This is a genomic window from Pseudomonas sp. NFX98, from assembly GCF_047784845.1.
In the GTDB taxonomy this organism is placed as follows: domain Bacteria; phylum Pseudomonadota; class Gammaproteobacteria; order Pseudomonadales; family Pseudomonadaceae; genus Aquipseudomonas.
In genome coordinates, this window is the sequence record NZ_JBLNNF010000024.1 from 88,630 (window position 1) to 96,473 (window position 7,844).

A 7,844-nucleotide genomic window follows, 5' to 3' on the forward strand; every position below is an offset into this window, starting at 1 on the left:
GGATCTGCTGTGGATGCAAAATCTGTGAACGACGGAGATCACTGTGGGAGCGGGCTTGCCCGCGATGGGTCCATCACCGGCACCACAAATCCCGGACATCTACACTTTACGGATGACGGTTGCGCACTAAACCCGCAAAATGCAACGATTCCGGCAACTATCAACGGTATCGCCTGCGGGTGATGCCGATAAAGCCATCGTTCCAATCAGACTGGGCCTGCTGACTCTATGCGAATGCGCCTTATGTTACTGGGCGGCGGAAATGCCCTTGGGCAGGCGCTGATTCGCCTCGGTGCGGAGGAAGACATCGGTTTCCTCGCCCCCCGCCCGCCGCAAGACGGCTGGGATGCCGCGAGCCTGACGCAACTGCTCGACGACACTCGTCCGGACGCGTTGATCAACCTCGCCTACTACTTCGACTGGTTCCAGGCCGAAGCGGTCAGCGAACAGCGTCTGGCCGGGCAGGAACGCGCGGTCGAGCGCCTGGCGGAACTGTGCCAGCACCACAACATCGTGCTGGTGCAGCCTTCGAGTTACCGCGTGTTCGACGGCTCCCGCGCCACCGCCTACAGCGAAAAAGACGAGCCGGTGCCTCTGGGCCAGCGCGGTCAGGCGCTGTGGCGGATCGAACAAAGCGTGCGCGCCACCTGCCCGCAGCACGTGCTGCTGCGCTTTGGCTGGCTGCTCGATGACAGCCCCGAAGGCACACTCGGGCGTTTCCTCGGTCGGGCCGAACAACCTGAAGAGCTGCTGATGGCCGACGACCGCCGGGGTAATCCGACGCCGGTGGACGACGCTGCCCGGGTGATCATTTCGGTGCTCAAGCAACTCGATTGCGCGGCACCGCTGTGGGGCACCTACCACTACGCCGGGCACGAGGCGACCACGCCGCTAGCGCTGGGGCAGGCGATTCTCACCGAAGCGCGAGCCCTGCATCCGCTGGCCATCGAAGCGCCGACCGCCCAGGCCCACGCCGCGCGACCGGACGCCGCCGAAGAGCCGCAACACGCGGTGCTGGCCTGCAAGAAAATCCTTCACACCTTCGGGATCAAGCCGCGCGCCTGGCGTGCGGCGCTTCCGGGCTTACTGGACAGGTTCTATCGCCATGGCTGACGGCCCCGTTCTCATCACCGGCGGCGCCGGTTTCATCGGCTCGCACCTGACCGATGCCTTGCTCGCCAAGGGCCATTCGGTGCGGATTCTCGATGATCTGTCCACCGGCAAACGCAGCAACCTGCCGCTGGACAATCCCAAGGTCGAGCTGATCGTCGGCGACGTCGCCGATGCCGCGCTAGTGGCTCGGGTCATGGCCGGTTGTAGCGCCGTGGCGCATCTGGCGGCCGTCGCTTCGGTGCAGGCCTCGGTGGACGATCCGGTAAAGACGCACCAGAGCAATTTCATCGGCACGCTGAATGTCTGCGAAGCCATGCGTCAATCCGGTGTGAAGCGAGTGCTGTTTGCTTCCAGCGCAGCGGTGTACGGCAACAACGGCGAAGGCGAGTCGATCGATGAAGACACGCCCAAGGCACCGTTGACGCCCTACGCATCGGACAAATTGGCGAGCGAGCATTACTTCGATTTCTATCGACGCGAGCATGGGCTGGAGCCGGCAATTTTCCGCTTCTTCAACATTTTCGGCCCACGCCAGGATCCGTCCTCGCCGTATTCCGGGGTGATCAGCATTTTCAGCGAGCGTGCGCAAAAAGGCCTGCCGATCACCGTGTTTGGCGACGGTGAGCAGACGCGGGATTTTCTCTACGTCGAGGATCTGGTCGCGTTGCTGGTGCAAGCGTTCGACAAACCGCAGGTTGATGTCGGCGCGGTCAACGTCGGCTGGAACCAAGCGACCAGTCTCAAGCAATTGCTGGCGGCGCTTGAAGTGGTGGTCGGTGAGTTGCCGCCAGTGAGTTACGGCACGGCGCGTTCCGGTGACATTCGTCATTCCCGGGCGAACAATCGGCGATTGCTGGAGCGTTTCAAGGCGCCTGCGCAAACGCCGATGAGCGTTGGCCTGGCGCGGTTGCTGGGACGATAGAAAAAGGCGCCTGTTGAGGCGCCTTTTTTTGTTGCTGATCGTTCCCTTGCAGAGCTTGGGAGCGATCCATTCACCACCACGTGAATCCTTAGAACTTGTAACCCAGACCGACCATGTAGATGAACGGATCGACGTCCACGTTCACCCGTGCCCGAGTGCCGGGTGCCACGGCGTCGTTTTCAACAGTGGCGCGGGTATCGATGTCGATGTAACGCACCTGGGCGTTGATCATCACGCGGTCGGTCAGCATGTAGTCGGCGCCGACCTGCCAGGCCATCCCCCAGGAATTCTTCGCCTTGAAGTTGCTGAAACCGTTGGCGCTGGCTTCGCTGCCGACGTGTTCGTCGTAGATCCAGGTGTAGTTGATGCCGGCGCCCACGTACGGCTGGAAAGCGGACTTCGCATCCAGTGGGTAATACACGACGCTCAAGGTTGGCGGCAGGTGTTTCAGCGAACCGAGTTTGCCGTTCGCCGCGGGCAGCGCCGTGCCCTTGAGTTTCACGTCATGCTCGAATGGCGTGGCCGCGAGCAGTTCGATACCCCAGTTATTGGTGAGCATGTAGGCGAAGTTGAGACCCAGCTGCGTGTCGCTGCTCATGGTCGCCTTGCCACCCAGATCGGCGCCGCTCAGCGGGCCTTGATCGACCTTGACGGTGGAGCTATTGGCTTTCGGATTGACAGTGATCGCGCCGGCACGAAGGATGATGTCACCGGCCTCGTGGGCGTGGGCGAGCGGGGCTACGAGCGCGAGCGCTACCAGCGAGGCACCGAGCAAGGACTTGTTCATGGGGGCTCCAAAGGACGTTAAAAATTTTTGATGTCCAATGGTAAGTCGGCTAACTATTTGGTCTTTTGACGCAGCTCAATGAAGTCGCAATAGACCTGAAAGATCGCAGCCTTCGGCAGCTCCTACATTGACTGCGTGTTAACCCGATTCTGTAGGAGCTGCCGAAGGCTGCGATCTTTTGATTTTGACTGGATTCACTCCGGCAATTCATACAGATAAATCTTCTCCGCCTCCATCTGATACCCGGCATCCGCCAACTCGCTGGTCGACGCTTTGACCTGCATCGCACCTTCGATCCAGTACGGCTGATACAACTCGTCGAGCTTCACGCCGACTTCGCTTTTGACGTGCACGATCTGGTTCGACGGCGGTGGCGGCACATGAATGCAGGCGCCGAAATATGGCACCAGCAGAAAGTCCGTGGTGCGACCGTCTTCACTCACTTCCAGTGGCACGATGTAGCCCGGCAGGCGAATGTTTTGCCCATCGAGCGCTTTGACCACGGGGGCATTGGGCATGTCTTGCTTGGCTGCCGGCGCAGACTCGGCGGACAGCGCATCGCTCATCTTCGACAGGTCGTGCAGCGGCGTCATGTTCGGCACTTCGGGTGCTGCATCGGGCGGGATCATTTCCGACCAGGTCAGCTCTTTCGGCTCGGCCGCCCACAAGGGCAGGGCGACCAGCATCAACAGCGCAAAAACAGCGCGGGGCATTTTCAAAGTCCTCATAAACGGATCGACAGGCCATCGGCCAAGGATTGGCGATAGGCGCGCCAGGCCGGCACGCTACCCATAAGCAGCGCGGCGATCAGAATGCCACCGAGCAGCGTCCATTCATATTCACTGGGCCAGGCCAGCGGCAGAAACAGGCCGTAATTGGCTTGCACGTAACCTTGGGCCACGGCGATGCCCACATAGAGCAGCGCCACGCCGGCAACCACGCCGGCCAGCGCCAGGGCAAACGCCTCCAGCACCAACAACGTCGCGACATGCCACGGCCGCGCGCCTACTGACCGCAAAATCGCCATCTCGCGGCGACGTTCGTTGAGGCTGGTGAGAATCGCCGTGAGCATGCCGATCAAACCGGTCAGCACCACGAACAGCGAGACCACGAACAAGGCTTTCTCTGCGGTGCTCATCAAACTCCACAACTCTTGCAGCGCCACACCCGGCAGGATCGCCAGCATCGGTTCGCCACGGAACTCGTTGATCTCGCGTTGCAGGGCAAACGTTGAAATCTTGCTGTTGAGACCGAGCATGAACGCGGTGATCGCTTGCGGCGTCAGGTCCATGTTGCGCGCTTGATCAGCGCTGATCCGCCCGTTGCCCCGGGCCGGCACACCGTTGTGCCAATCGATGTGAATCGCTTCCATGCCGCCGAGGCTGATGTGTAGCGTGCGGTCCACCGGCGTGCCGGTGCGCTTGAGAATGCCGACCACAGTGAACGGTTTGTCGTCGTGCTTGACCAGGCTGATCGCCGCCACGCCATGGGCGAGCACCAGTTTGTCGCCGAGTTTGTACTTCAACGCATCCGCGACTTCGGCACCGAGTACCACTTCGAACGGGTCGGTGGCGAAGGCGCGGCCATCGGCCAGTTCCAGGTGTTGCTGGCGACCGTACTGGTAATGCTCGAAGTAGGCCTCGGTGGTGCCCATCACCCGATAGCCGCGATGGGAATCGCCGAGGGACATCGGGATCGCCCATTTCACTTTCGGGTTGCTGGCGAAGTGTTCGAAGCTGTCCCAGCGAATGTTGTTGGTGGCGTTGCCGATGCGGAACACCGAGTACAGCAACAGGTTCACCGAGCCGGAGCGCGCCCCGACAATCAGGTCGGTGCCGCTGATGGTGCTGGCGAAACTGGCTTTGGCTTCTGTGCGCACACGCTCCACGGCCAGCAGCAGGCACACCGACAGGGCGATGGCGAACGCGGTGAGGATCGCGGTGAAGCGGCGGTTAGCCAGGCTGGCCATGGCTAGACGAAACAAAAACATCTCAGACCTCGGACGGGGTAGCGGCGCGATTGAGTTCGGCCAGCGACAGATTGCGATCGAACAGCGGCGCCAGGCTCTGGTCATGGCTGACGAACAACAGGCTCGACCCGGCTTCGCGGCATTCGGCGAACAGCAGGCGAATGAAATTTTCCCGAGCGTCGTAATCGAGGGCCGAAGTTGGCTCGTCGGCGATTACCAGTTCCGGTTGACCAATTAGCGCGCGTGCGGCGGCCACCCGTTGTTGCTGGCCGATGGACAGGGAGTCGGCACGGCGACTGAGGATGTTTTCATCCTTTAAACCCAAATGGGCGAGCAGGGTGGCCGCCGCTTTATCGACGCTGCCGTGGCGCTGTTTGGCTCGCTCGGCGCGCAGTTTCGAGAAGTGGCAGGGCAGTTCGACGTTCTCGCGCACCGACAGAAACGGCAGCAGGTTGAACTGCTGGAAAATGTAGCCGGTGTGGTCGACGCGGAAATGATCACGGGCGCCGGCCGACAGTTCGGTCAGCTCCTGGCCGAGCAGACGGATGCTGCCGCGATCTGGTTTCTGCACGCCGCCGAGCAAACCGAGCAGGGTGGTCTTGCCGCTGCCGCTGGGGCCTTTGAGGAACAGGGTTTCGCCCGGTTCCAGGCGAAATGCCGGGATGTCCAGCAGCGGCGAGTGACCGGGCCAGCTGAAGCCCAGGTCGGACAGTTCGATGAGTGCTTGGGTCATGGCGCCGATTTCAAGAATAGTGATGACCTGTAGGAGCTGCCGCAGGCTGCGATCTTTTGATCTTGAAAGTCAAAAGATCGCAGCCTCGTTTCACTCGACAGCTCCTACAAGGGATCTGGGTGGATTCAGAATTTCAGGGCCGCAGCCTTGGCCGTGACTTCAACCCCTTGCTGCCCGCTCGGGCCGATCAGTTGTACCTGAATTTTCTGGGTGGCCGGGAAGGTGTTGAAGATGTTCGCCAGATCCAGGGTCTTCAGCGCGCCCGGCGTGGCGCAGGTGAATTGGTAATGGGCGTGGATTTCGCTGTGGTCGTGGTGATGCTCGTCCTTGGCGTCGTCATCGTGATCATCATCGGCGTCTGGTTTATCGCCGAACAACGGGCTTTCCAGTTCCTGACTCGCGACCACGCAACCGGCGGCTTTTGGCAGGTTGAACAGGGCCAGCGGTTTCTCCAGTTGAACGCGGGCGGCGGCGACTTTGGCTTTATCGGCATCACTGGTGGCGGCGTGTTCGAAGCCCACCAGATTCATCGCCGGGCTTTCCAGCTCCAGCTCCAGGGTCTGGCCGTCCAGCGCTGCGTTCAAGCGACCGACGCCGTGTTCATGGGCGCCGAGGCTGGCGTGCTCATGGTCGTGGTCATGTTCGTCGCCCGCATGGGCGACAGCCAGCGGCAACAAGGCAAACGGCAAAGCGAGCAGCAGACGACGCATGGCGAGTCTCCGAATGTAAGATGAAAGATTTGTTATGTAATCTTATAACGTAAGTGCGGAGAGTTTGACTGTCTGCTTGGCGTTGCACAAGTCCCATGGGAGCATGCAAGTCAGAAAAGTGCAGGAGCGAACTTATGTTGCGAATTCGCGGAAGCATCGGCGACTGGCCGGTGGATTTGACGCTGGAAATGGATGACGCCGACTGGGCGCGGCTGGGTGCGCAGTTGCAGGTGGAAAAAACTGCGGTTAGCACACCGGTGGCAAAACCACTGAGCCAGGATGATTCACAGTGGCAGGTCGCCAGGGATTTGTTGCGCCAGGCCGGGCAGCTCAGCGGACCGGATCTGCTCGATCAACTGGAAGGGCTGACCGGCAGCGCGGCGGCGGGCAAGCGCCTGTTGGTGCGTCTGCGCCACAGCCCGGACGTGAAGGTGGAAAGCGGCACCGATACGCCGATCTATCGCTGGATCGCGTAAACAGCAAAAGATCGCAGCCTGCGGCAGCTCCTACATGGAAATGCGTTCTTCTGTAGGAGCTGCCGCAGGCCGCGATCTTTTGATTTTCAGTACAGCGCAGCAAACAACTTGCGGCGATAAGTGCCCACCAACGGGTGGTCATTACCCAGCAGTTCGAACACCTGCAGCAAGGTCTTGTGCGGCAGGCCTTCGTTGTAGCTGCGGTTGCGGATGAACAACTTGAGCAAGCCGTCCAGCGCCGCGTCGTACTGCTGGCGCGCCAGTTGCTGAACCGCCAGTTGATAGACCGCTTCATCGTCCTGCGGGTTTTTCGCCAGCCGCGCTTTCAGGTCGGCGGCGTCCGGCAGATCCTTGGCCTGTCCGAGAAACTTGATCTGCGCCTTGGCGCCAGCCAGGGCTGCCTTGTGCTCATCCGTCTTGACCGAATCGAGTACGGCTTGTGCGTCGCCCAGTTCACCGCGCTCGGTGAGGCAACGTGCGTAGAGGATCAGAGCCTTGGCGTTGGTGTTGTCTTCGCCCAGGATCACTTTGAGCTGCGCTTCGGCATCGGCGAAACGACTGTCGTCGAACAGCGCCTGAGCCTGCTCGAATGGATCGGCCGCTGCCGGTGGCGGCATTTGCACATGCGGCTCAAGCAAGGCACGCACGGCGGATTCCGGTTGTGCCCCGGCAAAGCCATCGACCGGCTGGCCATCCTTGAACAGCACCACGGTTGGCAGGCTACGAATGCCGAAACGGGCGACGATGTCTTGCTCGATGTCGCAGTTGACCTTGGCCAGCAGCAACTCGCCCTGATAGCTCTCGGCGATGGTCTGCAGCATCGGCATCAGCACTTTGCACGGCGCGCACCATTCGGCCCAGAAATCCACCAGCACCGGTTTGTGGAAAGAGTTCTCGATCACCGATTGCTCGAAATCGGCAGTCGTGGCGTCGAAGATGTACGGCGTTTCTTGACTCATGATGGATCTCGTAAAAGCGTGAATAGATGCACTATAAGGGGTGGCGCGAAAGATCGCAGCCTTCGGCAGCTCCTTGTATCTCGACTATCGCTCCATCAGGAGCGATAGTTCTCGACTGATCATCGAGGGAGGGATCTGGAAGCCGTGCAGCTCCTTAGGCTTTTTGCCTGTGACG

At 60.8% G+C, this 7,844-nt stretch carries 9 protein-coding genes; 3 read left to right on the forward strand and 6 right to left on the reverse strand.

Going from position 1 to position 7,844, the window contains the following annotated elements:
* Nucleotides 1-228: 228 nt before the first annotated feature.
* Together ACM110_RS26610 and ACM110_RS26615 are read left to right on the forward strand one after the other, a co-directional pair.
* Entirely contained in the window at nt 229-1,113 is an 885-nt protein-coding gene (locus tag ACM110_RS26610) for a sugar nucleotide-binding protein (protein WP_416130098.1), read from the forward strand.
* Nucleotides 1,106-2,035: an NAD-dependent epimerase/dehydratase family protein gene (locus ACM110_RS26615; protein WP_416130099.1), complete on the forward strand. Its 930-nt coding sequence runs from the start codon at nt 1,106-1,108 to the stop codon at nt 2,033-2,035. Before ACM110_RS26610 ends, ACM110_RS26615 begins: the two co-directional genes overlap by 8 nt.
* A gap of 88 nt (nt 2,036-2,123) precedes the next feature.
* Here ACM110_RS26615 and ACM110_RS26620 read toward each other — a convergent pair whose 3' ends face one another.
* From ACM110_RS26620 to ACM110_RS26640, 5 genes are all read right to left on the reverse strand, one after another.
* Nucleotides 2,124-2,822, reverse strand: a complete 699-nt coding sequence (locus ACM110_RS26620) for an OmpW/AlkL family protein (protein WP_416130100.1) — start codon at nt 2,820-2,822, stop codon at nt 2,124-2,126.
* Nucleotides 2,823-3,016: 194 nt separating this feature from the next.
* On the reverse strand, nt 3,017-3,535 hold the full coding sequence (locus ACM110_RS26625) for a DUF3299 domain-containing protein (protein WP_416130101.1): 519 nt from the start codon (nt 3,533-3,535) through the stop codon (nt 3,017-3,019).
* An 11-nt stretch (nt 3,536-3,546) separates the two neighbouring features.
* Nucleotides 3,547-4,812, reverse strand: coding sequence for an ABC transporter permease (locus tag ACM110_RS26630; RefSeq protein ID WP_416130102.1), 1,266 nt, complete (start codon nt 4,810-4,812; stop codon nt 3,547-3,549).
* A 1-nt stretch (nt 4,813) separates the two neighbouring features.
* Nucleotides 4,814-5,524, reverse strand: coding sequence for an ABC transporter ATP-binding protein (locus ACM110_RS26635; RefSeq protein WP_416130103.1), 711 nt, complete (start codon nt 5,522-5,524; stop codon nt 4,814-4,816).
* A gap of 125 nt (nt 5,525-5,649) precedes the next feature.
* Nucleotides 5,650-6,234: a DUF2796 domain-containing protein gene (locus ACM110_RS26640; protein ID WP_416130104.1), complete on the reverse strand. Its 585-nt coding sequence runs from the start codon at nt 6,232-6,234 to the stop codon at nt 5,650-5,652.
* A 134-nt stretch (nt 6,235-6,368) separates the two neighbouring features.
* Here ACM110_RS26640 and ACM110_RS26645 point away from each other — a divergent pair, with 134 nt between their 5' ends.
* Entirely contained in the window at nt 6,369-6,710 is a 342-nt protein-coding gene (locus tag ACM110_RS26645; protein WP_416130105.1) for a hypothetical protein, read from the forward strand.
* Nucleotides 6,711-6,796: 86 nt separating this feature from the next.
* Here ACM110_RS26645 and trxA read toward each other — a convergent pair whose 3' ends face one another.
* Nucleotides 6,797-7,669 carry a thioredoxin gene (gene trxA, locus ACM110_RS26650; protein ID WP_416130106.1) on the reverse strand — a complete coding sequence of 291 codons (873 nt, stop codon included), beginning with the start codon at nt 7,667-7,669 and terminating at the stop codon, nt 6,797-6,799.
* Nucleotides 7,670-7,844: the final 175 nt, after the last annotated feature.